The organism is Zhongshania antarctica (assembly GCF_014202945.1).
Lineage (GTDB): Bacteria > Pseudomonadota > Gammaproteobacteria > Pseudomonadales > Spongiibacteraceae > Spongiibacter > Spongiibacter antarcticus.
The window spans coordinates 16,124-41,049 of sequence record NZ_JACHHW010000005.1 but is presented as its reverse complement, the minus strand read 5'-3'; the positions used below and the strand labels follow the sequence as shown (position 1 = coordinate 41,049).

The window sequence follows — 24,926 nt, the reverse complement described above, 5'->3', positions numbered from 1 at the left end:
AAAAAGGCGACACCTTTTGCAAGGGTCGCCTTTTTGTACTGCACTGAACGGTGCCCTGCTTATGCGTATGCAATCGTCAGGGCACGTCACTTACACCTTAGTTCAACTTAGCTGAACTGGTTAGAAGTGTTTTTCGCGCCGCCTGCTTTCAGTGCAAGCTCGCCAGCGTAGTATTCTTTGTGGTCGTCACCCATGTCTGAACCAGACATGTTTTGGTGCTTAACACAGGCGATACCCTGACGGATTTCTTTACGCTGTACGCCAGCAACATAACCCAGCATGCCCTGCTCACCGAAGTACTCTTTTGCGAGATTGTCGGTAGACAACGCTGCAGTGTGGTAAGTCGGCAGAGTGATCAGGTGGTGGAATACGTTCGCTTCACGGGCAGTGTCTGCCTGGAAAGTTCTGATGCGCTCATCGGCAACTGCAGCCAATTCAGTTGCGTCGTATTCAGCTGACATGAGGCTCGCACGATCGTAGGCAGATACGTCTTTACCTTCAGCAGCCCAAGTATCGAACGTTTGCTGACGGAAGTTCAGTGTCCAGTTGAAAGAAGGCGAGTTGTTGTAAACCAGCTTCGCATCTGGGTGAACTTTACGAACTTCGTCCATCATGCCTTTGATTTCGTGAACGGTTGGCACTGCAGTTTCAATCCACAGCAGGTCAGCACCGGCATTGATTGCTTCGATACAGTCGAATACGCAACGCTCGTGGCCAGTGCCTTCGCGGAACTGGTACAGGCCAGAAGGCAAACGCTTGGGACGAACGAGCTTGCCGTTACGGTTGAAGCAAACATCGCCTTCAGCCATGTCAGCTACATTGATTTCTTCAACGTCTAAGAAAGAGTTGTAAATGTCGCCCTGATCGCCTGGCTCTTTAACAACCGCGATTTCTTTAGTCAGGCCAGCACCTTCAGAGTCAGTACGTGCAACGATAACGCCGTTGTCGACACCCAGCTCCAAGAAAGCGTAACGCAATGCGCGCAGCTTATTGTGGAAGTCGGCGTGAGGTACGGTTACTTTGCCGTCCTGGTGACCGCACTGCTTTTCGTCAGCAACTTGGTTTTCGATCTGCAGGCAGCAAGCGCCAGCTTCGATCATTTGCTTGGCCATCAGGTAAGTCGCTTCAGCGTTACCGAAACCAGCGTCGATGTCAGCAACGATAGGTACTACGTGAGTAACATGGTTGTCGATTTGATCTTGGATCTTGGCTTCTTCGGCGGTGTCGCCAGCTTCACGAGCAGTATCCAGAGCGCGGAACAGGCCGCCCAGCTCACGTGCATCGGCTTGACGCAGGAAGGTGTAGAGCTCGCGTACTAGGTCGGCAACAACGGTTTTTTCATGCATTGATTGGTCAGGCAAGGGACCGAAAGAAGAGCGCAGAGCGGCAACCATCCAGCCAGACAGGTACAAGTAGCGGCGATCAGTTTTGCCGTTGAAGTGTTTCTTAACAGAAATCATCTTCTGCTGGCCAATAAAACCATGCCAGCAACCCAGAGACTGAGTGTATTTGGTTTTGTCTTTGTCAAACGCGGCCATGTCTGCACGCATGATGTCGGCAGTGTATTTGGCTATGTCTAGACCCGTTTTGAATTTGTTCTGGGCGCGCATGCGTGCTACATACTCGGGGTTGATTCCGTCCCAGCTGTGGCCAGCTTGTTCCTTAAGTGAGGCAACTGCCTGGATGTCTGCTTGAAGAGTTGACATATGTGGTCCCTATTTTGTGCGTTTGGGTGGTTAACGCTGGCTAGTTTACGCGTGACTGTTAAATTTTTCTAATTTATAGATATTATGTCGGTTATTTATTGAATGAATGAATGACGTTTGCTTGATCGCCAATGAGCAGCTATATAGCTACACAATAATAGAAGTGCTTTTGGGAATGCGCCGAATTTCCTCATTATAGTTGCACAATATAATTTTTACATTCACGAAAAGAATAGTAAAGATAATATGGATAAATTTGCAGAATTATCCTCAAGTGCTAGGATGTCGGTCTACATTTGAGTTATTTGCACGCAGCTAATTCTTAAACAGAAAGTATTAATTTATTAAGGAGTGATTATGTCTTCGCAGGCCAATTCTAGGGTGCAGCACGCAGGCTTACAGATTGCCGATGTACTTTATCGCTTGGTCAACGAGGAGGTCGCTCCAGGCACGGGCATTAGTTCTACGCAGTTTTGGGACGCCATGGCGGCGGTGATCAAAGACCTCGCCCCGAAAAATCGCGCCTTACTGGCTAAGCGCGAGCAGATTCAAGCCCAAATTGACGACTGGCATCGCGCTAATCGCGGTCAGTTCGATGCGGCGAAGTATAAAGCCTTTTTAACTGAAATTAATTACCTGCTTCCTGAGCCTGCTGATTTTGCGGTTAGCACCGTGAATGTTGACGAGGAAATCGCCAGCTTGGCCGGTCCTCAGCTTGTTGTGCCCGTAATGAATGCTCGCTACGCCCTGAACGCTGCTAATGCGCGGTGGGGTAGCTTATATGATGCACTTTATGGCACCAATGTTATTTCAGAAGCCGATGGCGCGGATAAGGGCAAGGGCTACAACCCCGCACGCGGCGCGAAGGTTATTGCTTACGCTCGTCAATTTTTAGATCAAAGCGCACCGCTCGTTACAGGCAGTCACGCTGACGCAACACTCTATAGCGTCGTAAATGGCGCCTTGGCCGTTAGCATGGCAGATGGTTCTGTTGCCGCTTTGCAAAAGCCCGAGCAGTTTGTGGGCTTTCTCGGTGATGCCGCCAGCCCCAGCAATGTGTTGCTGGTGAACAATGGTCTGCACATCGATATTCAAATAGACGATCAGCACCCTATTGGCAAGGACGACCCTGCGCGGGTTAAAGATCTGGTGCTGGAGTCAGCGCTCACCACGATTCAAGACTGCGAAGACTCGGTTGCCGCCGTAGACGCTGACGACAAAGTTGAGGTTTATCGCAATTGGTTGGGGTTAATGAAGGGCGACCTTCAGGAAAAACTCAACAAAGGCGGTAAAGAGTTGGTTCGTACCTTGGTTGGCGACCGTGTCTTTACGGCTGCTGACGGTAGCGAAAAAGTATTGCATGGCCGCAGCTTGCTGCTGGTCCGTAACGTCGGTCACTTGATGACCAACGAAGCGATTATTGACGCCGATGGCTTTGAAGTGCCAGAAGGGATTATGGATGCCATGGTCACTGTGCTGGCGGCGATGCACGATCTTAAGCAGACAGGCTCCTTGCGCAACTCTCGCACAGGCAGTGTTTACATTGTTAAGCCCAAAATGCACGGCCCTGAAGAAGTGGCCTTTGCGGGTGAGCTTTTCTCACGGGTTGAAGATGCCTTTGGTCTGCCGCGTAACACCTTGAAAATCGGCATTATGGACGAGGAGCGCCGCACGACGGTAAACCTTAAGGCCTGTATTGCTGCGGTGCCTGAGCGAGTCATCTTTATCAATACCGGGTTTTTGGATCGCACCGGCGACGAGATTCACACTAGCATGGAAGCCGGCCCGTTTGTGCGCAAGGCCGACATGAAAAAGCAGGCGTGGATTAGCGCCTACGAAGATTGGAACGTTGATATCGGTTTGGCCTGTGGCCTGAGTGGTCGCGCCCAAATCGGCAAAGGTATGTGGGCCATGCCCGATGAAATGGCCGCGATGATGGAGGCTAAAATTGCCCATCCGCAGGCGGGCGCTAACTGCGCGTGGGTGCCTTCACCGACGGCTGCTACCTTGCATGTTATGCACTATCACCAAGTCAGCGTGAAGTCAGTGCAAGCCCAGTTGGCGAGCCGCCAGCGCGCTGCACTGGATGATATTTTAAGTATTCCGGTTGCGCAGAACCCCAATTGGAGCGCTGAAGAAATCCAGCAAGAATTGGATAACAACGCCCAGGGCATGCTCGGCTATGTGGTGCGCTGGATCGACGCCGGTGTAGGTTGCTCTAAAGTGCCCGATATTAATGATGTTGGCCTGATGGAAGACCGCGCGACCCTGCGTATCTCCAGCCAACACATCGCCAACTGGTTACATCACGGCGTTTGTACAGAAGCCCAAGTTATGGAAACCATCAAGCGTATGGCTGCAGTGGTTGATCGGCAGAATGCCAGCGACCCGAGCTACACGCCAATGGCGCCCAACTTTGACGACAGCGTGGCCTTCCAGGCTGCCTGTGAACTGGTCTTTAAAGGCTGCGAACAGCCTAGCGGTTACACCGAACCAGTACTCCATCGCCGTCGTATTGAATACAAAGCTCAAGCTAAGGCTTAAGTTTTTAAACGATTCCTTTCCTGTCAGTGAGGCTTGGCCCGGATTTATCCGGGCCTTTTTTATTGCGAAGTCGGGTGTCGGAAGTCTGACGTCAGACGAAGGTATTGCGGCCTTTACGTCCGACATCAGGCGTCCGACGCCAGACCTAATTTGCTGCCGCTGGTAGCAAAGCTTAAAAACGCCCATAATCACGCCAAACTATAAAGCCCTGCGGAGTTATTCTTAGTATGAATCTATCGCGAATCGATCTAAACCTGCTGGTCTATCTCGACGTGTTGTTACGAGAGAAGAATGTTACCCGTGCGGCGGAGCAATTAGGTATTACCCAGCCAGCCTTGAGTAATGGCCTGCGGCGCTTGCGGGATTTGTTTAATGATCCGCTGCTGGTGCGCACCAGCGAGGGTATGACGCCGACTGAGCGGGCTTTGGAGCTGCAGCCTCAGGTGCGGACTATTTTGTCGGCGGTGGAGCAGGCGGTATTGCCGGTCTCCGATTTTGAGGTCACTAAGAGTAGCCGGGTGTTTCGGATTATGGCCAGCGACTACGCCGAGTCCACGCTGTTGATGCCGCTGCTGTTTAAGCTCCGCGACGAGGCGCCGAATATCACTTTAGATATTTTGACTCCCAGTGACGTGACCTTTCAGGACTTGGAGCAGGGCAAGATCGACATGGCGATCAATCGCTTTGACCGCCTGCCACAGTCTTTTCACCAAGCTACGGTGTGGCGCGATAGCTTTTCTTGCCTGATGAGCAGCGGTAATTCAGCGCTAGGAAACTTTGATATGGACGCCTTTCTTGCCGCCCCGCACATTTGGGTTAGTAAGACGGGCATGGGGGTTGGGCGCGGCATGAGCCAGCGCGACAGTCAGCGCCTGGGTTGGGTCGACGAGGCATTGGCTGAGTGTGGTCACGAGCGTCAAATTCGCGTGTTTACCCGTCACTATCAGGTAGCGGCATTACTGGCGAAACACCCTGATTTAATTGCTACCCTACCGACCCAAGTGGCTAATTTGTACGTGGATGACCCGCGTTTAGCCGTGCGCAAACCGCCGTTTATGATAATACCTATTGAGCTTAAGCTCGCGTGGAGCCCCCTGTTACAGCATGATCCGGGTCATATTTGGCTGCGCCGTCGTATTGTCGAGGTGGGTGAAGAGATTTCTGGTCGAGCTTAAATAAGCGCGGCGTTGGGTTAGATAACTTCCCTAATATTGGCCGCTGGTCGTCGAATCTCGCCAAATAAGCAATAAATTGGTTGCTCGGCGTGACCTTGCCGGTCAAAACTGTCATGCTTGCCGGCTTATTTTAACGGGAGGCTCCCATGATTATTGCTAACGATTGCGTAGTGGCTTTTCACTACACCCTGACCGACGAAGCTGGCGTAGAGATTGATACGTCTAAAGGTCAAGAGCCACTGGCCTATCTGCATGGTCACGGCGGTATTATCCCCGGTTTAGAGCGCGAGCTGGCCGGTAAAACCATTGGCGATGCCATGAAAGTCACTGTTCAGCCTGAAGACGGTTACGGTGAGCTGAATCCTGAATTGATTCAAGCGGTACCCCGTGAAGCATTCCAAGGCGTCGATCAAATCGAAGTCGGCATGCAATTCCAAGCTTCAGGCGCGCAGGGTCAAGTGCAAACTGTTGTTGTTAAGGCCGTTGATGACGAATCTGTTACCGTTGACGCTAATCACCCCTTAGCAGGTCAGGTATTGCAGTTTGACGTCAGCATTGAAGAAGTTCGTGTTGCCAGTGAAGAAGAACTCAGCCATGGTCATGTCCACGGCGCCGGTGGTCATCAGCACTGATTTGCCATGAGTTTTAAAAAGAGGCCAATTGGCCTCTTTTTTTTGCCTGTAATTTTGTTTTATTGGCGCCCTTTCGCGCAAAGCTAGAACCTAACGGTCTATTGGCAAGAAACCTGCTTAATGAATATTGATGTGTTTGGAACGGGACAGGCTTAGGCCTGTGCTATACCTAAACGACATACTCGATTTTTTTTGACCTAAGCATCGACGGCTTTAGGAGGTTTATTTGCCGGATATGAGCGCCGACTTGACTGAGTTTTTATTGCAAGAACGTTTGCCGGAGCAATATCGCCAGCAGATACACGCCTATTTTATCCCCTTCATTAATGAGGTGTTGCCGCGTATTCGCGCGGGTGACTTGCGTGTATTGGGCATTCACGGCGCCCAAGGCAGCGGCAAGTCGACCTTGGCCGCTTTCTTCCAATGGTATCTGCAGCGAGAACATCGCATGACGGTGGCTGTGGTGTCGATAGACGACTTCTATTTACGCCGTGCTGAACGCCAAGATTTGGCGGCGAATGTGCACCCATTACTTCTCACGCGCGGTGTGCCGGGCAGTCATGACGTGCCGCTTGCCGAGCAAACCTTGGCTGCCTTATTGGCCTTAAAGTCGGGGCAGGGCTTGGATTTACCGCGGTTTGATAAGCGCTGTGACGATCGGGCTCAGCGCATCGCGTGGCCGCGAATTGACGGTCCAGTTAATCTAATTATTTTCGAGGGTTGGTGTTTAGGGGCGGAGCCCAGCGAGGAATCTGCCTTGGCCACACCGGTGAACTCACTTGAAGCGGAAGAAGACCGCAACGGGGTTTGGCGGGCCTATGTGAATGCCGCGCTTGCTGGGGAGTATCGCCGCCTTTTTGCAAAAATAGATTATTTGTTGATGCTGGCGGCGCCCAGCTTTGACTGCGTGCAGGGCTGGCGGCTTGAACAGGAGCAAAAACTGGCGGCGACGGTGGATGCGGCTGCCGCACCAGCTTTAATGAATGCGGAGGACATTGAACGCTTTATCCAGCACTACGAGCGGATTACTCGCCAGTGTCTGCACGACCTCCCTCTCCATGCGGATTGCGTGATGACGATGGCCGCAGATCGGCGTATTCGTGCGGTGAACTACCCTCGGCGCGGCAATGATCACGCTCGTCAGAGTCTGGTTTTTACCGATTTAGATGGCTCGCTGCTGGATCATGATAATTACTCCTTTAGTGCAGCGACCCAAGCACTTGCTCGCTTAGCCGACCTCGGGGTGGTGTGGGTGCTCAATACCAGCAAAACCCAGGCTGAGCTTCATCAATTGGCCGCCCAGCTAAATAACCCCTATCCCTTTATTATTGAAAATGGCGCTGCGGTGGTTGTACCGGCAGGCTGTGATTTGCTGGCAGATATTGATTTGAGCTTAATCAATGGCCAGCGCGTGAAGGAGTTTGCGCCGCGACGTGAGGAGATCCTAAAACTATTGCGTGCTTGGCGGGTACAGGGCGGCTATCAGTTTTCTGGCTTTGCGGATTTTGATGCACCAACTTTGTGCAATATAACCGGGCTAAGTTTGATAGAGGCCGAATTGGCACTGCAGCGTGAGTATTCGGAGCCTATTCATTGGGACGACACTGATGAGCGCTGGCGGGAGTTTGCTGGCCTGCTTGCCGCAGAAGGCTTGCAGGCCCTAAAAGGCGGCCGTTTTATTCATATTATGGGCACGGCAGATAAGGGCCAGGCGATGGCGTGGCTGGCTTCTTGCTTATACCCAACAGGGCCTGCGCCTCGGTTGATCGCGCTGGGTGACAGTGGCAACGATGTTGCCATGCTAGAGCGAGCAGATATTGCTGTGGTGGTGCGCTCGCCACATCATTTACCGCCGCAGATTACGGCGCCACAGGGAGAATTGCGCATTACTGAAGGTCTTGGTCCGGTGGGTTGGAACGAGGCCTTAATAGACATATTGGGTGCGGGCGATTAAGCCGCGTTAGCACCCTGACGTTTTCAAAATAATATAGGCAATAATATGGGCGATTTTTACCAGAACGGCATCATTACCACCTTACACAATTTGATTGATCGGCCCGTGAGTGACATCGAGGCTGAGCTGAAACAATTCTCTAAACAACGGCCAATGGCCTTGATGCTGCCCTCGCTGTTTTCGGAATTAGAAGGCCCGGCGTTGGCCGCTATTATTGATGAAATCGCCAAGGTCGATTACATCGACGAAATTATTATTGGCTTGGATCAGGCCGATGAGGCTCAGTATCGCTACGCCTTAAAATTCTTTAGTCGGCTACCCCAGCGTCACCGAGTGCTGTGGAATGATGGTCCGCGGCTGCAAGCCATTGATGCCCGCCTGCAAAAGCGTGGTCTTTCGCCGGAAGAGCCCGGCAAGGGCCGCAATGTGTGGTACTGCCTTGGTTTTATCCAGGCGTCGGGGCGCGCCGAGGCAATCGCCCTGCACGACTGCGATATTCTGACCTACGACCGCCGCTTACTCGCCCAATTATTTTACCCGGTGGCTAATCCGGCCTTTAACTACGAGTTTTGTAAGGGCTATTACGCGCGGGTCGCGGACGGAAAAATTAATGGTCGGGTGAGCCGCTTGTTGGTGACGCCGCTGATTCGCGCCTTAAAGAAAATTCTAGGTGGCTCGGATTATCTCGAGTATTTAGACAGTTATCGCTACCCGCTGTCGGGGGAATTTTCGATGCGCATGGATGTGTTAAATGATCTGCGTATTCCCAGTGACTGGGGCTTGGAAATTGGTGTGTTGTCGGAGATGTACCGCAATTACTCCACTAACCGTCTGTGCCAGGTCGATATTGCCGATGTTTACGATCATAAACACCAATCCCTGTCGGCAGCGGATGACAGCAGTGGTTTGTCAAAAATGTCGATTGATATATCTAAGGCGATTTTCCGCAAATTGGCGACTAATGGGGTGGTGTTTAATAGTGAAACCTTTCGCACTATTAAGGCGACTTATTATCGGGTGGCCTTGGATTTTGTCGACAGCTATCGGGCCGACGCGGTGATGAATGGTCTTGATTTGGACCTTCATCGGGAAGAGCAGGCGGTTGAGTTGTTTGCTCAAAATATTGTAAAGGCGGGCAATATGTTTCTGGAAAATCCCATGGAAACACCGTTTATACCGAGCTGGAATCGGGTGGGCAGTGCTGAACCGACCTTGTTGGCCGACATGCTGGCCGCGGTGGAGGCTGACAACGAGGAATTCGCAGAGTAATGACGGAATTAAGCCCCGCGCAACATTTGCGCAATCAACTTGCCGCCCACGTAGAGGTTTTGTATCCGCACCTAGGTAATGCGGGGTTAATTGACGACATGATTGCGGCAATGGCTTTGGACCAGCGCTGCTTCATGCCCGAGACCCATAAAAACCACTGGGATGAGAATGACGCGCTAGTCATTACCTATGGCGACTCGATTCTGCGCGACGGCGAGTGGCCGCTGCATACCTTGCATGATTTTCTTCGGCGTGAACTGCTGGGCGTGGTAAGTGGCGTTCATATATTGCCCTTTTATCCCTATAGCTCCGACGATGGTTTTTCGGTGATTAACTATGTGGAGGTGAATCCCTCACTTGGCGATTGGCCGGATGTCAGCGCCATTGCTCGTGACTTTGATTTAATGGCCGACCTGGTGATTAATCACTGCTCCAGTCGCAGTCTGTGGTTTGAAAATTTTAAACAGCGCCGCGATCCGGGCCAAGATTATTTTGTGGAGGTTGATCCCAGCGTAGATTTAAGCGCGGTAGTACGGCCCCGTACTAGCCCCTTGCTGAGCGAGGTGCAAACCCTCGATGGCAAACGCCATGTCTGGTGTACTTTTAGTCACGATCAAGTTGACCTTAACTTCGAAAACCCCAAGGTATTGCTGGAATTTATTAAAATTATCCGTCATTACCTCGATATGGGCGTTAAAATTTTCCGCCTCGACGCAGTGGCGTTCTTGTGGAAAGTTCCCGGTACCAGTAGCTTGAATTTAGAGCAGACCCACGAGGCCGTCCGCTTGCTGCGTAGCTTAATTGAACATGCCGTGCCCGATGCAATTATCATTACCGAAACGAATATTCCACTGCGCGAGAATCTGGCCTATTTCGGCAATGCCAATGAAGCCCATATGGTTTACAACTTTTCGCTGCCGCCACTATTAATTAACACCTTGGTTACTGGCAGTAGTCGCGCCTTAAAAACGTGGATGATGGGCATGCCCGCGGCCCAAGACGGCACCACTTATTTTAACTTCATAGCCTCTCACGACGGCATTGGCTTGCGCCCAGCGGAAGGTTTGCTCGACGATGAGGAAATTAAAGAGTTGGTGGGCATAATGCAAAAAAGTGGCGGTAGGGTGTCGTGGCGGGCATTAGCCAATGGTGAAAGCCGGCCTTATGAAATAAACATCAGTTTGTTCGATGCCATGCGGCGCCGCATCGATGATAGCGATGGCGAGGATGGTTACCAAGAGCAGCGTTTTATTTGCGCCCATGCGCTAATGCTAGCGGTACAAGGGGTGCCGGCGTTCTATATTCACAGTTTGTTAGCAACCGAAAACGATGAGAATCGCATTTTGCACACCAGCCACAACCGCGCGATTAATCGTCATCAATGGTCGGCGGATGATTTAGAAGAGCAGCTCGCCACGGCGAGTCATCACGCGCGGATTTTTGCCGTGCTTAAAGACCTAATTAAGTTGCGCGCTAAGCAGCCTGCTTTCCACCCCAACGCCGCGCAGTACCCTTTGCATTTGGGTGACCAGGTGTTTGGTTTGCGCCGAGAGAGGCACGCCGAGGGTGGTGCTGGGCAAAGCTTGTTGGCGATTTATAATATCAGCGCCTACGCCCAAACCCTGTCTATGAGTAGTTTGAACTTGGATGCGGATAAGCACTGGCGCGAACTGCTCAGTGATATTGATATTCACGCCGAGGCGGGTGATATCCTCTTGCCGCCCTATGCTTACTGCTGGCTTGCCTCGCGGCCATAATTTTTGGCGGTGAATGATCTGCACGTCAATTGACCTCCGATGTCACTAAAGCCTGAGCACAAAGCTGTTATGGTGTTCTGAATTTTATTTGAACACTGTATCTGAGGTTCGTGATGGTCGACTACAAAGCCCCCCTGCGCGATATTGATTTTGTCCTTAAAGAGTTTTTAAACTGCGAGCAGCACTACGCCGGCTTACAGGGATGCGAAGAGCTTGGTGTCGATTTAATGGACGCGATTATCAGCGAAGGCGCAAAGTTCGCTGAGAATGTGGTTAACCCTCTGGCCGAAATCGCCGACGAACAGGGCTGTAAATTAGTCGATGGCAAAGTGACGACGCCCGTGGGCTTTAAGGAAGCTTTTAAACAGTGGGGCGAGGGTGGCTGGCAAACTCTCGGTATTCCAGCCGAGCACGGTGGCCAGGGTTTACCATCGTCTTTGGGCTCGGTTATTGGCGAAATGGCCGGCGCGCCCTGCTGGGCGTTCACCATGTATGGTGGCCTGGCATTGGCGCCAGTGACCTGCTTAATTAATGGCGGAACAGCGGCGCAGCAACAACGCTTTATACCTAAAATACTGACTGGCGAGTGGGCGGGCACTATGTGTTTGACCGAGGCGCACTGCGGCTCCGATGTTGGTTTGTTGCGCACTAAGGCCGTCAAAAATGATGATGGCACCTACACTTTGCAAGGCAGCAAAATCTTTATCTCCGGCGGTGAACAAGATTTAACCGATAATATCATCCACGCGATTTTGGCTAGGGTAGAAGGTGCGCCAGCCGGCACTAGAGGTGTCTCCCTTTTCATCGCGCCGAAGTACTGGGTTAATGAAGACGGCTCAATGGGCGATTTCAACAATATTAGCTGCGGTGCTATTGAAAAGAAAATGGGGCTAAAAGCCTCGGCGACCTGCGTTATGAATTATGACGGCGCTCGTGCGGTACTCTTGGGTGAAGAGAATCGTGGTTTAGAAATCATGTTTAAGTTGATGAACGCGGCTCGCCTAGGTACTGCAATGCAGGGGCTGTCGATGGGCGAGATTTCTTATCAAGGTGCGCTAAGTTATGCTCGTGAGCGGCTGCAGATGCGTTCATTGAGCGGGCCAAAGAACCCAGATGGCCCAGCTGATCCAATTATGGTGCACCCTGATGTTCGCCGCATGCTACTGACCCAGAAAGCGTTTGTTGAGGGGCAGCGCGCGTTGATTTACTGGTTGGCGCAGCAGGTGGACTTAACTCAATTCGGCAGTGATATACAGAAGACTGAAGCAACTCAGCTGCTGGAGCTATTAACGCCCATTGCTAAAGCGTTTTGTACTGAAACTTCTCAGGAGGTTACTTACCTTGGCGTGCAGGTATATGGTGGCCACGGTTATATCAGCGATAACGGTATGGAGCGCATTGCGCGGGATAATCGTATATCTACGGTGTATGAAGGCACCACGGGTATCCAGTCGCTCGATCTTATTGGTCGTAAAGTGTTGGGCAGCGGTGGCGCTGTACTGAATAATTTCACTAAGATTATTCATAAGTACTGTAAGGCAAATGAAGACAATGCTGCGCTGGCCGAGTTTATTGCGCCATTGGCGGCGTTGAATAAAGAGTGGGGCGAAGTGACTCTGGCCGTCGGTGAAAAGGCGATGGCAAATGCCGACGAAGTGGGCGCAGCCTCGGTGGATTACCTCATGTACTCGGGCTATATAACGTTTGCGTACCTGTGGGCACAAATGGCCGAGGTCGCGCAGCAAAAGCTGGACGCCGGTTCAAATGATCCGCTGTATAGCAGTAAGCTTAAGACCGCGCGTTTCTACTTTCAGCGTCTACTACCGAGAACTGCGAGTCACAAGGCCGCCATGCTCGCTGGCGCGGATTCGCTAATGGATATGAGCGAGGCTGAGTTTATTTGCTAAGTGTTACCCCTAGGTGTGGCTCTTTCTCGCACCTAGGGGCCGCTTGCTAGCGGTTTAAGCGGTTGTCGATTAATTGATCGACAACCGAAGGGTCGGCAAGCGTTGAGGTGTCGCCGAGGCTGTCTAGCTCATTGGCGGCGATCTTACGCAAAATCCGGCGCATGATTTTGCCCGAGCGAGTCTTGGGTAAACCCGGCGCCCACTGCACTAAATCTGGCTTGGCAATCGGGCCAATTTCCTTGACGCAAAGTGCCGTTAATTCCTTTAGTAACGCTTCACTACCCTCAACATCATGCATCAGAGTGACGTAGGCATAAATGCCTTGTCCTTTAATGTCGTGGGGGTATCCCGCCACGGCTGCTTCCGCAACGGCTTCATGGAGTACCAGGGCGCTTTCAATTTCGGCGGTGCCCATGCGATGGCCGGAAATATTCAGTACATCGTCGACCCGACCGGTGATCCAGTAGTCGCCGTCGGCGTCACGACGAGCGCCGTCACCGGTAAAATAATAGCCGGGATGGGTGCTGAAATAGGTTTCGATCAGGCGCTGATGGTCGCCGTAGACGCTGCGAATCTGTCCAGGCCAAGAGCGCTTGATAACCAATAGGCCTTCGCCTGCACCGCTGATTTCATTGCCATCATTACCGAGCAGGGCAGGTTCCACGCCGAAAAACGGTTTGGTGGCTGAGCCGGGCTTCATATCAATGGCGCCGGGCAGCGGTGTTAGCATCATGGCGCCGGTTTCGGTTTGCCACCACGTGTCGACGATAGGGCAGCGATGTTCGCCAACTACGCGGTGATACCATTCCCAAGCTTCGGGGTTTATGGGTTCGCCCACGGAGCCGAGCAAGCGCAAACTACAGCGATCGGTACCTTCCACGTATTCGTCGCCGGCGCCCATTAAGGCGCGCAGTGCGGTGGGTGCAGTGTAGAAGATGGTTACTTTATGTTTGTCTACCACCTGCCAGCACCGTGAGGCGTCGGGGTAGGTGGGCACGCCTTCAAAGAGCAGGGTGGTTGCACCATTGGCCAGTGGGCCGTAGACAATATAACTGTGGCCGGTAATCCACCCCACATCAGCGGTGCACCAAAATACGTCACCATCTTTGTAGTCGAAAACATATTTATGGGTCATGGCCGACTGCAGCAAGTAGCCGGCACTGGTGTGCATGACGCCCTTGGGTTTGCCGGTGGAGCCTGAGGTATACAAAATAAAGAGAGGGGTTTCGCTGGCCATGGCGACGGCGGGGCAGTCGGCGTTGGCTTTGGCCATTGCATCGTGATACCAGAGGTCGCGGTCATCCTGCCAATTAACTTGGCCGCCAGTGCGTTTTACGACTAAGCATTTTTCAATGCTGGGGCAGTGCGCAAGTGCTTTGTCGGCATTGGCTTTCAATGGAATGGTTTTGCCGCTACGCAAGCCTTCATCGGCGGTGATGAGCATTTTACAGTCGGCGTTCTGAATACGATCTTTCAGGGCCTCTGGCGAAAAGCCGCCGAATACTACCGAGTGAATAGCGCCAATGCGGGCGCAGGCCAGCATGGCGTAGGCCGCTTCCGGAATCATGGGCATATACAGGCAAACTCGGTCACCCTTAGTGATGCCCTGGGATTTCAATACATTGGCAAGCTTGCAGACTTCTTGATGAAGTTCACGGTAACTAATGTGCTTAGACTCGCTGGGGTCGTCGCCTTCCCAGATGATGGCGGTTTGTTCGGCGCGGGTGGCTAAGTGACGATCTATGCAATTATAAGCGACATTGAGTTCGCCGCCCTCAAACCAGCTGGCCTCGCCTTTGCGGAAGTCATAGTTGTTGACGGTGTGCCATTCTTTGTCCCAGCTTAAAAAGGTATTTGCTTGCTCTGTCCAAAAGGTGTCTGGATCAGCCAGCGATTGCGCATACATCGTCTCGTATTGTTCACGATTGATGTGGGCGTTCGCGGCGAAATTTGGGGGTACAGGGTGTACGTTGACTTTACTCATAGCAAAACTCTCAATGGCGCGATTGTTATCGTTAGACGGCTTGGGCACGTCGCATAGCTAGCTTCAATCTTGCAGAATAGCGGCTTGGCGGCAGTGATTGAAGCCCCTTACGACTAAAGTCGGGTCTTGGCGCGGACGTTTAGGCACTTAATTTCAGGCGCGAGGACATGCGCCAGGATGGATATGGCAAAAGCGGCTTTGGGGAGTTTTCGCGCGAGTTTCGGCTTGTGGCTAAAATCGCGCGGCGTATTAGGCGACTTGAACGGGGATGGCGTTGCTGGCGTGACTAACCGTATTGTCTTGATTCATGTAAATCAAGCGGGGCTTGAAGTTGATGAGTTCAACCTCAGAGTAGCTAGCGTAGGCACAGATAATAATAATGTCGTCGACATTGGCCTTGTGAGCCGCCGCGCCATTGATAGAGATAATGCCACTGTTGTCTTCGCCACGGATTGCATAAGTGGTGAAGCGCTCGCCATTGGTGACATTGTAAATTTGAATTTGCTCAAATTCACGGATACCCGACATATCGAGTAGCTTGCCATCAATTGCGCAGGAGCCTTCATAATTTAGCACTGCGTGAGTCACGCAGGCTTTATGGAGTTTCGCTTTCAGCATAACGGACTGCATAACGCTGTTCCTTTCTCTTCGGTCTTCGCTGGCTTAATTAGCCGCCAACATTCCCCAGTCGGTGCTGGAGTTAACGTTCAGGGTGACGTTGTCAATCAGACGGGTGGTGCCAAGTTTGGCCGCCGCCAGAATAACAACTTCTTCGGTGTCCGCTGTAACCGGACGCAGGGTACGACCATCGCAAATATTGAAGTAATCCGCTTCCAAGCCAGCTTGAATAAGGCTGGTTCTGGCGTGCTGCTCTAATTTGCAATAACTGTCGTATCCACAGGCAATTGCCTCGCGGCACTCCTGTAATACACGGTGTAAAATAGGTGCAATTTGACGTTGCTCAGGGCTTAGGTAGCCGTTGCGAGAGCTAAGTGCCAAGCCATCTGCGGCGCGGGCGGTGGCAACACCAACTACGTCGATAGGCATGCACAAATCGCGAACCATTTTACGGATAACGCTAAGCTGCTGGAAATCCTTTTCACCAAACACCGCGGTGTCTGGCTGGACAATATTGAAAAGCTTGGCCACCACGGTGGTAACGCCGGTGAAATGACCGGGTCGGTTTGCACCGCAATGCCCTTCAGACAGCTCCGGTACCGATACCTTGGTGTGGCTGTCCATTCCCTCTGGGTAGATTTCGTCTACCTGAGGGAGGAATAAAAACTGTGCGCCCTCAGCAAACAATTTCTCTTTGTCTGCGGCGAGAGTGCGCGGGTAGTTGCTCAAGTCTTCGTTAGCACCGAACTGCAACGGGTTGACGAAGATGCTGACAACCACAATATCGGCATATTGCCGGGCCCGGCGAACTAAGCGCAGGTGGCCTTCATGCAAATTACCCATTGTAGGAACAAAGGCGACCGTTTTACCGGCGCGTTTCCCTACATTGAGGGCGGCCCTTAAGGAGGCGGCTGTGCTATACGTTTTCATACCCCTAACTTCCCAATCTCATACTTCGCTAACTGCGAAGGTAGTTTGCTGTGAAGTCAGTCCGCGCACACCGCGGGCTGGCGACCAAAACACTGACCTTAGGCCTTTTAAAAACTGAAAGATTGCTCACAATCTGAGCAGTTGGGTCAGTGGCGGGCAAGTATGCCCCAATCGGAATGGCCGTTCAATGCTTTGGTAACAAAAAATTCATTACTTTGTTACCTTGCAAAATGTTCCCCGAGGTAACAGTTTACACCTTTTTGCTATCAGTCAAAACTATGCTCATCGGCAGGGAAGCTGGCGTCTGCCACCGCGTCATTATACCGACCTAAGGCATCGGCGATGCTACTGCTGCCCTCAGCAAAATTGCGGACAAAGCGGGCGGTTTTCTCGGTTACGCCAAGCAGGTCGTGCAAGACCAATACTTGCGCATCGGTCTCGTTACCCGCGCCAATGCCAATGACGGGAATTTTCAGTGCATGACTGATCTCGGCGGCAAGTTTGCGAGGCACACATTCCAGCACCAGCAGTGCGGCGCCCGCGGCCTCTAGGGCGAGAGCGTCTTTCAGTATCGCTTGGGCTTGGTTGTCATCGCGGCCCTGTATCCGATAGCCACCAAGTACATTGACGGATTGGGGGGTTAAGCCTAGGTGGCCGCAGACCGGTATGCCGGCGTGATTGAGCTGGCGAATACTTTCGCAGAGCCAGTCACCGCCTTCGAGTTTGACCATTTGTGCGCCGGCGCGCATTAGGGTGGTGGCGTTATCGAGGCATTGCGTGGTGGTGTTGTAGCTACCAAAGGGCATGTCGCTAATAATCAGTGGGCGATTACAACCCCGACTGACGCAGGCGGTGTGGTAGGCCATGTCGGCGATCGTCACCGGTAGCGTTGAGTCGTGACCCTGCAAAACCATGCCCAGCGAATCGCCGACTAAAATCGCGTCGATACCGGCGTTTTCAACCAATTTGGCAAAGCTCGCGTCATAACAGGTGACTACGGCAAATTTTTGCTGGCTCTGCTTTTTGGCTAGCAAACTGAGGATGTTGACCTTACTCATGGCGCGCCTCATTGGTGCTTAAAAAAAAGTGGGGTTAAAGTAATGGCGACCGCTGCGTATTTCCAGTAGATATTGCAATAATTGTTCATATTGCTGGTCGTTGTGGGCAAAGTCGATCTCGCTGGCATTAATAATTAGCAGTGGTGAGTCATGGTAGGAGTGGAAGTACTCGCTGTAGGCGCCGTTTATTTTTTCCAGGTAATCGGTGTCGATGCTGCGTTCAAAATTTACGCCGCGCTGCTGAATGCGATCCCGCAGCACCTTGACGGGTGCTTGCAGGTAGATCACTAAGTCGGGTGTCGGTATGTCGACTTGCACTTGCTCGTAAACCTTGTTGTAAAGTTCTAACTCATTGCTATCTAATGTTATTTTTGCGAAAAGTGGGTCTTTTTGAAAGATAAAATCAGCGACGTGGGTTTGTTCAAAGAGGTCGCTCTGGCGTAAATCGCTGAGCTGTTGGGCCCGTTGAAACAAAAAGAATAGCTGGGCAGACAAGGCGGCATGGCGCTGGTTGGCATAGAAGCGCTCTAAAAAAGGGTTGTCTTCGGCTTTTTCTAATAGCTGGTGGAAATTGAGGGATTCAGCTAGGCGCCGCGCTAATGTGGTTTTACCTACGCCAATTGGTCCCTCCACAGCAATGAAGCGTGGTGGCTGCCGTAAATTGATAATGGGTTCGTTAAGCAGATTGTGATTGGTCATTTTCGTTTAAAACCCACAGATCGTCGGTGTCCTTGAATGTGCCGCTATTGATGCCGTCGAATTCGGACTGTAACAGTTTTTGGGGGGCGATATCGGTCAGTGGACGCAAAACAAAGTCGCGCTGATGCATGCGTGGATGGGGCACACACAGGGTGTCAGTGTTGATGCGGGATTCGCCGTAAAGTAGCAGATCTAGGTCTAGTGTGCGTGGTCCCCACCGCTCGGCGCGGCGACGCTGGTGCTGGGCTTCGATACGCTGCATGGCGGCCAGTAATTGCGCTGCCGTCAGCGTGGTGTCGAGTGCGGCAACAGCGTTCACGTAATCGTTTTGCTGCCCCGGCCCGACGGCGATGGAGCCGTAGAGTCGTGAGCAGTTCACCAGCGCGGAGTTAGGCAGCGCCGCTAGCGCGCTGAGCGCGGAGCGAACTTGCTTCTGGGGTTCGCCAAGGTTGCTGCCAAGGGCGATATAGCAGCGGATCATCTTGGTTTGCGAGGGCCGCGTCGCCGCCGCGGTGCTCGTGGTTTGTCGCCGGTCGGAACCTGGCTAAGCATGGCGCCACGGGTATCGACGTGGGCCTCTTGGAACGCCAGCCACCACTGTCCGAGTCCGGGTTCAATTTCGCCCGCTTGCTCGCGTAATAATAAGAAGTCAAAGCCCGCTCGGAAATAGCGGTGTTCTAAGAGTTGCTCGGGACGCTTGCCGGAGCGCCGCGTTAAGCGGCATTGAAGTTCCCAGATGTCGCGCATGGGTAGCGAGAAACGTTTGGGAATGGCGACGGTCTGTTGTTGCTTGTGAAGAACCCGCTCCGCGGCCTGATGTAGGGCGGCAATTTCCGGTGTGCCGGCATCCATGATTTCTTTGTGCAGGTGTTTGACCATCGGCCACAAAATAACCGCATAGATAAACGCAGGGGTGACGGGCTTGCCGTCAGCGATGCGAGCATCGGTGTTTATCAAGCCTTGTTTGATAATTTCTTCGGCGGCTGGCTCGCGTTGGCTAAGCATTTTTTGAGTGGCGGGGAAAAGCGGGGCGAATAACTCGTAGCGCTGCATGAGTGCGTAAGTGTGCAGACCCTGGCCGGACATGAAAAGCTTGATGACTTCGTCAAACATGCGGGCGGCGGCAATATCGTTCAGCAGTGGGGCAAGGCGTTTGATGGGCGCTTCGCTGTGCTTTTCAATATCAAAGTCGAGTTTGGCGGCAAAGCGCACTACGCGCAGCATCCGCACCGGGTCTTCGCGGTAGCGAGTTTCAGGGTCGCCGATGATGCGAATGAGTTTGTTATTGAGGTCGTCTAGGCCGCCAACAAAGTCGTAAACGCAGAAGTCGCGGCTGGAGTAATACAGGGCGTTTATGGTGAGGTCGCGACGCGCGGCATCGTCGTCGATTGAGCCGTAAACATTGTCTCTGGTGAGCATGCCCGATTCAGTTTGCGCAGAATGTTTGTTGCGCTGCGGGTTGCTAGCCGGGGCGCTGTGGTTGCCACGGAAAGTGGTGACCTCGATGATTTCCCTGCCAAAACGGACGTGCACGATACGAAAACGCCGACCAATAATGCGGCTATTGCGAAAGGCATTGCGAACCTGCTCGGGGGTTGCATCGGTGGCGATGTCGAAATCTTTGGGTTGGCCGCCGAGCAACAGGTCGCGGACGCCGCCGCCGACTAGAAACGCCTCGAAACCTTCGTCGTTTAGTTTGCGGATGACTTTTAGCGCAGCTTCGCTAATGTGTCTGCGCGATACCGTGTGTTGATCCCTAGGAATAATGGCCACGTGGTGCGCGGCGCCTTGGCTGGATTTGGAGAATTTGCCGGTTAGCTTTTTCCACAGACCGGTAACAGAGCTTGATGTCATTGCGTTTTAGGGTCGGCCGTTAATGATAAAGGCAGCATTCTAGCACAGGGCTTTGGTGTGTGCGGGAAATGCGGAGGAGGAATTTTTTGGTGGTTTTCGTAATTTAGGGGTTTTTAAAATGAAGAAGGGGAAAACATTGTCTTCCCCACCCAGGTCTCTTTGCTGTTGTATTATTATTATTGTTTATCTTTTCTTATTATTATTTTGTTTTCTTATTGTTGTTTGTACGTAGAGAGAGCATATGCCGTGCCATGTTTTAAAAATCCTTTAATTTCAATCACTTAGGTATTTTCCTCGTCGTGGAAACCCCTTACACATTTGCGACTTGTTACCCTAGTAAACGCCCTTTGTTACATTCCGTTGGATTGGGTAACGGTGCCCATGTCTTTTTAGGCGTTGCTTCTGGCGGCCACTTTTTTGCGCGGAATACCCAATCGCTGGCGGCGCTCCCATAGGCATTTACGGCTAACACCGAGCTTTTGGGCTAGCTCCGTTTCGCTCATGGAGTCTTGATGCTCGAGGACAAAGCGCTGGAAGTAGTCCTCGAGGGATAAGTCTTCGCTGGGGTCATTGGCGCGGCTTGGTTTGCTGCGGTTATCTTTACGCTCAATTGCGCCATTGTTGTTAACACTGCCGGGGCGATTGTTAAATTCGTTGCTGCGGCCTCTAATTTGGCCAATGTCGACAAGTTCGAGGTCGATATCGAGTAATTCGTTATCTATTTCTTTGCGATCGCACAGGATTACGGCGCGCTCGATGGCATTTTCCAGTTCGCGGATATTGCCGGGCCAGATATAGGTGGTGATTGCTTGAATGGCCTTGGGGCTAAAGTGCATTAGGGGCTTTTTCATTTTTTCGCAGCGGTGTTTTAGCAACGCTTCGGCAAGTTCAAGAATGTCTTTGCCGCGCTCTCTTAAGGGCGGTAGCTCGAGTTTCATGACATTAATGCGGTAGTAAAGGTCTTCTCGGAAGCGCCCAGCGTGAGCCATTTCCTTGAGGTCGCGGTGAGTGGCGCAAATAAGACGAACATTGACCTTGCTGGACTCCACGGAACCAATGCGACGAATTTCATCTTCTTGGATAAAGCGCAGAAGCCGAGCTTGGGCCTCAAGGGGCAATTCGCCAATTTCGTCCAGGAATAAAGTGCCGCCGTCGGCGGCCTCAATTAGGCCAATGCGGCTGGCGTTGGCGCCAGTAAAAGCGCCTTTTTCATAACCGAATAGCTCCGACTCAATCAGTGTTTCTGGAATTGCGGCGCAGTTCACGCAGATGATAGCTTTCGTCGCTCTGGTGCTCTGGTTGTGTATCGCTCTGGCCACGAGTTCTTTACCGGTGCCGGTTTCGCCGTGTACCAGGATGGTGGCGTCAGTGGGCGCGGCGCGGCGAATGTGATCGTAGAGTTGCTGCATAGCTTTGCAGCTGCCAATCATGCCGTTAGCGTCGGCGATCTGTTTGCGCTGGCTGCTGCTGGGCTCTGGCTTATCGCCCGGGGTGCTCTCTTTTGCGGTGCTGAGAATGATGCGCTCGACGGTTTCTAGCATTTCGTCGTGGTCAAAGGGCTTGGCAATATAGTCGATAGCGCCTTTTTTCATGGAGTCGACCGCAGATTTGAGGCTGGCGTAGCTGGTCATAATCAACACGGGTGCGTCGGTTTTACTGATAAGGTCTGTTCCCGGGGCACCAGGTAGGCGTAAGTCGCTGATAATTAAGTCGTAATCGTCAACTTTATAGGTGCTCAGTGCCTTTGAAACTGAATCGGCTTCGTCCACCTGATAGTCATTGCGTTCTAGTAGGCGACGCAGTGCTAGACGGATAACGTCTTCGTCTTCGACTAAAAGGATTCTGGGCATAATTCTCTCCGTTGCTGGGTACGGGCAATGCGTCGATACGTGTAACCGAACAACATAACGCGATCAGCCAATTATTTCTAGAGTACCTCAGGGTGGTTCAGTCTGAGGTGGATGTGAAATCGGGTGCCGGATCGGCTAAATTCCGTGACCGGGCTTTCAATACTAATATCGCCGCCAAGATCGCTGATAATGTTATACACCAGCGCTAAGCCGAGGCCAGTGCCTTTACCTGGCTCTTTGGTCGTAAAGAATGGTTCAAATATTTGCTTCTGTAATTTCTCGTCTATCCCGGTGCCGTGGTCGGTCACTGTAATGTGGGCACTATCTTGTTCAGCTTCAGCATCCACGGTGATCATGCCGTCCTCGGGGCTGGCATCGCGGGCATTGGAGAGTAAATTGATGAACACCTGCATTAGGCGCTGATTGTCGCCAGCCACAACAATATGCTCAGGGCAGTTGTTGTTGTAGTGAATGTGGCGGGCTTCGGGGTCGAGACTTAGCAGCTGCACGGCTTCGCTGACGCAGTTGCGCACAGACACCGCTTCAGTAGCTTGGGTCGGGTCTTGGCGTCCGGTGTGGGCGAAGTTAACCAAGCTATGCACAATACTACTTATACGCTGGGTTTGCTTAACGATTTGCGAGGCGGCTTCCAACGTGTCGGCGTTGTCACTTTCGTAACGTAAATTTTGAGCCAGGCAGGCGATCCCAGTAACCGGGTTGCCGATCTCGTGGGCGACTCCGGCGGCCAGTCGGCCAATTGAGGCTAGGCGCTCTTGATGCGTGAGCTCATGCTCCAGTAACTGGGTGTCGGTGATGTCTTCAACGACGACAATTAATTCGTCACGGCCAAGCATCTGCGATTCGGTGCGGTGTAAATTCAACCAGCGCAGGCCACCGTCGGTTTCGACACTGAACTTGCTGCGGTGTAGATCGCTGCTGGCTAAAAAGTCTTGCAGGCACGTTGACCAAGGTTCTGGTAGCCCGGCTAAGCGGGAGCCAGTGACAGTATTGGCGTTGATGTGAGTAATGTCGGCCATGGACATATTCCACAGCAGTATTTCCTGGTCGCGGCCAAGAGCGCACACGCCGATGGGTAAGTCTTCTAGGGTTTGCCGGTGGTAGCGGCGCAGGCTATCTAAATCGGCGGCGAGGCCGGTGAGGTGGGTCTGGTAGTTCTCGAGTCGCTTTTCAATATAGGTAATGTCTTCGCTGTCGCCCATGACATTATCGGTATAGGGCAGGGCGCGATCTATTACCCGGCGAGCACTGGACGGGCCGACTAGCGAGGATAGGTTAACTTCTATTCGGTCTCTAATTCGGCGCAGAGCATAGGGTCGGGTTTCCTGTTCATTCATTTGCAGTTCGTCGAGCGCGCGCTGGAATTCTTGCGTGGCGGCGCGGTCGCCGATAGTGCAGGCTTCGGCGGCGCGGCGCTCTTCGGCGGAGGTTTCGCTCAGTAACGACACGATAATGAAAACAATGCCGTTCAGGGCTAGCGATAATCCAGTGATGACTACCCAGAACTGATCTCGCTCAATGGGGTATAAATAAAGGTGCTCTAAAAAGCTGGGATGAACACCGCTAAACATGGGCAAAATGATGCCTATTATCCAGAGGCTAAAGCCTGCACATAAGCCGCTGATAAACCCGTTGCGATTCGCTTTAGGCCAGTACAGCACGGCCAATACGCCGGGCAGAAACTGGACGCAGCCGCTGGCTGAGGTCATGGCTAAGCGGCTGAGGCTTTGCGATGCACCGATTAGTTCATAAAATACAAAGCCAATAAGAATGATGACGCAAATCAGCAGTTGACGAGTGGTGAGTAGCCAGCGGTATATATCGATATCGCGGCCTTTTGAGTTTTTGGGGCGCAATACCGGCAATACGAGATGGTTGAGACTCATTGAGGCCAGTGCCAAGGTGGTGACAATGATGGCGCCACTGGCGGCGGATAAGCCCCCTAAGTAGAGCAGCACCGACAGCCACGGCTTGCCGATTTCGAGTGATAGGCCAAGCGCATAGTAGTCGGCTGGCAGTGCAATGCCCCTAGCGCTTCCGGCCCAGAGGATGGGTAAAACTGGCAAGCTCATAATCAATAAGAATAGCGGTAGGCCCCAGCTCGCGGTGGCGAGATTTTTTGCGCTGGGATTTTCCGAAAAGAGCATATGAAAAATATGGGGCATGCACACGGCGGCGGCAAAAAACATAATCAGCATCAAGCGATTGCTGTCGGCGGCGTGGGGCTTGTTGAGCGAGGCCAAAACATCGGGGCTACTGTCTAGCCAACTTTGCAGACCGCCAAAACTGCCAAATACGGCATAGGTGCTGATAATACCCACCAGCAGCAGGGCAAACATTTTAACGAGCGATTCAAAGGCCAGTGCAGTGAGTAAGCCTCGGTGGCTATCTTTGGAGGTAAGATTGCGCGAGCCAAATAAAATGGTAAATGCCGTGATAATCACGCAAAAACCAAGAGCGGTAAGCCTTCGGTAGCCATCGTCTTCCTGGCTCAGCGCGTGGCCTAAACTCAATATAAGGGTCGATTCCGAAACGGTTTGTATTTGAATGGCGAGCAGTGGCCAGATAGCGATAGCGGTAAAAAGTGTGACCAGTGAGCCCACCCAGGAACTGCGGAAGCGAAAACTAAGAAGGTCGGCGAGTGAGTTCAGTCGATAGTTTTTGCATATGCGATGAATGGGTAGAAGCATTATGGGCAATAAAATCATTGCCGCGGACAGGCCGATATAATAATTCAGGAAGCTGTAGCCGTAATTCTTGGCAAAGCCCACGGCGCCATAGATGGCAAAGCCACTGGCGTATATCCCCAGAGACAGAACATAGGTGGCGGGATGGTTGATGATTTTACTCGGCAGTAGATGACGTTCTGCAGCGTAGGCGATGGCGAAAAGTAGCAGTAAATAGCTAAGCCCTATTAAAAATAGGGTGTTGATACTAAAGGTCATTGTGGCGTCGCTGACGGAGGCTGATA

The 24,926-nt window shown here is 52.3% G+C and carries 17 protein-coding genes; 7 read left to right on the top strand and 10 right to left on the bottom strand.

Annotated features, from left to right (window positions below; genetic code table 11):
- Nucleotides 1-107: 107 nt before the first annotated feature.
- Nucleotides 108-1,706 (bottom strand): isocitrate lyase, encoded by a 1,599-nt coding sequence (locus HNQ57_RS09445; protein ID WP_184462476.1) that lies wholly within the window; start codon nt 1,704-1,706, stop codon nt 108-110.
- A gap of 357 nt (nt 1,707-2,063) precedes the next feature.
- On the opposite strand from HNQ57_RS09445, the gene HNQ57_RS09440 reads away from it, so the two are divergent.
- From HNQ57_RS09440 to HNQ57_RS09410, 7 genes are all read left to right on the top strand, one after another.
- Nucleotides 2,064-4,250, top strand: coding sequence for a malate synthase G (locus tag HNQ57_RS09440; protein WP_184462475.1), 2,187 nt, complete (start codon nt 2,064-2,066; stop codon nt 4,248-4,250).
- Between the two features lie 227 nt (nt 4,251-4,477).
- The gene (locus tag HNQ57_RS09435) at nt 4,478-5,425 is read left to right on the top strand and encodes a LysR family transcriptional regulator (protein ID WP_008251265.1); all 948 of its coding nucleotides are present in this window, start codon (nt 4,478-4,480) and stop codon (nt 5,423-5,425) included.
- Between the two features lie 146 nt (nt 5,426-5,571).
- Complete coding sequence (locus tag HNQ57_RS09430) at nt 5,572-6,057, top strand: FKBP-type peptidyl-prolyl cis-trans isomerase (RefSeq protein ID WP_184462474.1); 486 nt, start codon at nt 5,572-5,574, stop codon at nt 6,055-6,057.
- Between the two features lie 235 nt (nt 6,058-6,292).
- Nucleotides 6,293-8,011, top strand: a complete 1,719-nt coding sequence (locus HNQ57_RS09425) for an HAD hydrolase family protein (protein ID WP_226968313.1) — start codon at nt 6,293-6,295, stop codon at nt 8,009-8,011.
- A gap of 45 nt (nt 8,012-8,056) precedes the next feature.
- Complete coding sequence (locus tag HNQ57_RS09420; protein WP_184462472.1) at nt 8,057-9,280, top strand: glycosyltransferase family protein; 1,224 nt, start codon at nt 8,057-8,059, stop codon at nt 9,278-9,280.
- Complete coding sequence (locus tag HNQ57_RS09415; RefSeq protein WP_184462471.1) at nt 9,280-11,037, top strand: alpha-amylase family glycosyl hydrolase; 1,758 nt, start codon at nt 9,280-9,282, stop codon at nt 11,035-11,037. The genes HNQ57_RS09420 and HNQ57_RS09415 overlap by 1 nt, the downstream gene beginning before the upstream one ends.
- 113 nt (nt 11,038-11,150) lie before the next feature.
- Nucleotides 11,151-12,944, top strand: a complete 1,794-nt coding sequence (locus tag HNQ57_RS09410; RefSeq protein ID WP_184462470.1) for an acyl-CoA dehydrogenase C-terminal domain-containing protein — start codon at nt 11,151-11,153, stop codon at nt 12,942-12,944.
- A gap of 46 nt (nt 12,945-12,990) precedes the next feature.
- Here the strand turns inward: HNQ57_RS09410 and acs are convergent, their stop codons facing one another.
- From acs to HNQ57_RS09365, 9 genes are all read right to left on the bottom strand, one after another.
- The gene (acs, locus tag HNQ57_RS09405) at nt 12,991-14,928 is read right to left on the bottom strand and encodes an acetate--CoA ligase (protein ID WP_184462469.1); all 1,938 of its coding nucleotides are present in this window, start codon (nt 14,926-14,928) and stop codon (nt 12,991-12,993) included.
- Nucleotides 14,929-15,177: 249 nt separating this feature from the next.
- On the bottom strand, nt 15,178-15,558 hold the full coding sequence (panD, locus tag HNQ57_RS09400; RefSeq protein WP_008251283.1) for an aspartate 1-decarboxylase: 381 nt from the start codon (nt 15,556-15,558) through the stop codon (nt 15,178-15,180).
- Between the two features lie 33 nt (nt 15,559-15,591).
- Nucleotides 15,592-16,476, bottom strand: coding sequence for a pantoate--beta-alanine ligase (panC, locus tag HNQ57_RS09395; RefSeq protein ID WP_184462468.1), 885 nt, complete (start codon nt 16,474-16,476; stop codon nt 15,592-15,594).
- 266 nt (nt 16,477-16,742) lie between these two features.
- The gene (panB, locus tag HNQ57_RS09390; protein WP_184462467.1) at nt 16,743-17,534 is read right to left on the bottom strand and encodes a 3-methyl-2-oxobutanoate hydroxymethyltransferase; all 792 of its coding nucleotides are present in this window, start codon (nt 17,532-17,534) and stop codon (nt 16,743-16,745) included.
- Nucleotides 17,535-17,552: 18 nt separating this feature from the next.
- Complete coding sequence (locus tag HNQ57_RS09385; protein WP_184462466.1) at nt 17,553-18,233, bottom strand: deoxynucleoside kinase; 681 nt, start codon at nt 18,231-18,233, stop codon at nt 17,553-17,555.
- Complete coding sequence (folK, locus tag HNQ57_RS09380) at nt 18,211-18,714, bottom strand: 2-amino-4-hydroxy-6-hydroxymethyldihydropteridine diphosphokinase (RefSeq protein WP_184462465.1); 504 nt, start codon at nt 18,712-18,714, stop codon at nt 18,211-18,213. The genes HNQ57_RS09385 and folK overlap by 23 nt, the downstream gene beginning before the upstream one ends.
- Nucleotides 18,711-20,087 carry a polynucleotide adenylyltransferase PcnB gene (gene pcnB / locus HNQ57_RS09375; protein ID WP_184462464.1) on the bottom strand — a complete coding sequence of 459 codons (1,377 nt, stop codon included), beginning with the start codon at nt 20,085-20,087 and terminating at the stop codon, nt 18,711-18,713. Before pcnB ends, folK begins: the two co-directional genes overlap by 4 nt.
- A gap of 389 nt (nt 20,088-20,476) precedes the next feature.
- Nucleotides 20,477-21,937, bottom strand: a complete 1,461-nt coding sequence (locus tag HNQ57_RS09370) for a sigma-54-dependent transcriptional regulator (RefSeq protein ID WP_184462463.1) — start codon at nt 21,935-21,937, stop codon at nt 20,477-20,479.
- A gap of 77 nt (nt 21,938-22,014) precedes the next feature.
- Entirely contained in the window at nt 22,015-24,900 is a 2,886-nt protein-coding gene (locus HNQ57_RS09365; protein ID WP_184462462.1) for a sensor histidine kinase, read from the bottom strand.
- Between the last annotated feature and the right edge of the window lie 26 nt (nt 24,901-24,926).

What these genes read in the sequence shown, in the direction of transcription:
- HNQ57_RS09445 (WP_184462476.1), bottom strand. Translation starts at nt 1,706, where the DNA reads ATGTCAACTCTTCAAGCAGACATCCAGGCAGTTGCCTCACTTAAGGAA.
- HNQ57_RS09440 (WP_184462475.1), top strand. Translation starts at nt 2,064, where the DNA reads ATGTCTTCGCAGGCCAATTCTAGGGTGCAGCACGCAGGCTTACAGATT.
- HNQ57_RS09435 (WP_008251265.1), top strand. Translation starts at nt 4,478, where the DNA reads ATGAATCTATCGCGAATCGATCTAAACCTGCTGGTCTATCTCGACGTG.
- HNQ57_RS09430 (WP_184462474.1), top strand. Translation starts at nt 5,572, where the DNA reads ATGATTATTGCTAACGATTGCGTAGTGGCTTTTCACTACACCCTGACC.
- HNQ57_RS09425 (WP_226968313.1), top strand. Translation starts at nt 6,293, where the DNA reads ATGAGCGCCGACTTGACTGAGTTTTTATTGCAAGAACGTTTGCCGGAG.
- HNQ57_RS09420 (WP_184462472.1), top strand. Translation starts at nt 8,057, where the DNA reads ATGGGCGATTTTTACCAGAACGGCATCATTACCACCTTACACAATTTG.
- HNQ57_RS09415 (WP_184462471.1), top strand. Translation starts at nt 9,280, where the DNA reads ATGACGGAATTAAGCCCCGCGCAACATTTGCGCAATCAACTTGCCGCC.
- HNQ57_RS09410 (WP_184462470.1), top strand. Translation starts at nt 11,151, where the DNA reads ATGGTCGACTACAAAGCCCCCCTGCGCGATATTGATTTTGTCCTTAAA.
- acs (WP_184462469.1), bottom strand. Translation starts at nt 14,928, where the DNA reads ATGAGTAAAGTCAACGTACACCCTGTACCCCCAAATTTCGCCGCGAAC.
- panD (WP_008251283.1), bottom strand. Translation starts at nt 15,558, where the DNA reads ATGCAGTCCGTTATGCTGAAAGCGAAACTCCATAAAGCCTGCGTGACT.
- panC (WP_184462468.1), bottom strand. Translation starts at nt 16,476, where the DNA reads ATGAAAACGTATAGCACAGCCGCCTCCTTAAGGGCCGCCCTCAATGTA.
- panB (WP_184462467.1), bottom strand. Translation starts at nt 17,534, where the DNA reads ATGAGTAAGGTCAACATCCTCAGTTTGCTAGCCAAAAAGCAGAGCCAG.
- HNQ57_RS09385 (WP_184462466.1), bottom strand. Translation starts at nt 18,233, where the DNA reads ATGACCAATCACAATCTGCTTAACGAACCCATTATCAATTTACGGCAG.
- folK (WP_184462465.1), bottom strand. Translation starts at nt 18,714, where the DNA reads ATGATCCGCTGCTATATCGCCCTTGGCAGCAACCTTGGCGAACCCCAG.
- pcnB (WP_184462464.1), bottom strand. Translation starts at nt 20,087, where the DNA reads ATGACATCAAGCTCTGTTACCGGTCTGTGGAAAAAGCTAACCGGCAAA.
- HNQ57_RS09370 (WP_184462463.1), bottom strand. Translation starts at nt 21,937, where the DNA reads ATGCCCAGAATCCTTTTAGTCGAAGACGAAGACGTTATCCGTCTAGCA.
- HNQ57_RS09365 (WP_184462462.1), bottom strand. Translation starts at nt 24,900, where the DNA reads ATGACCTTTAGTATCAACACCCTATTTTTAATAGGGCTTAGCTATTTA.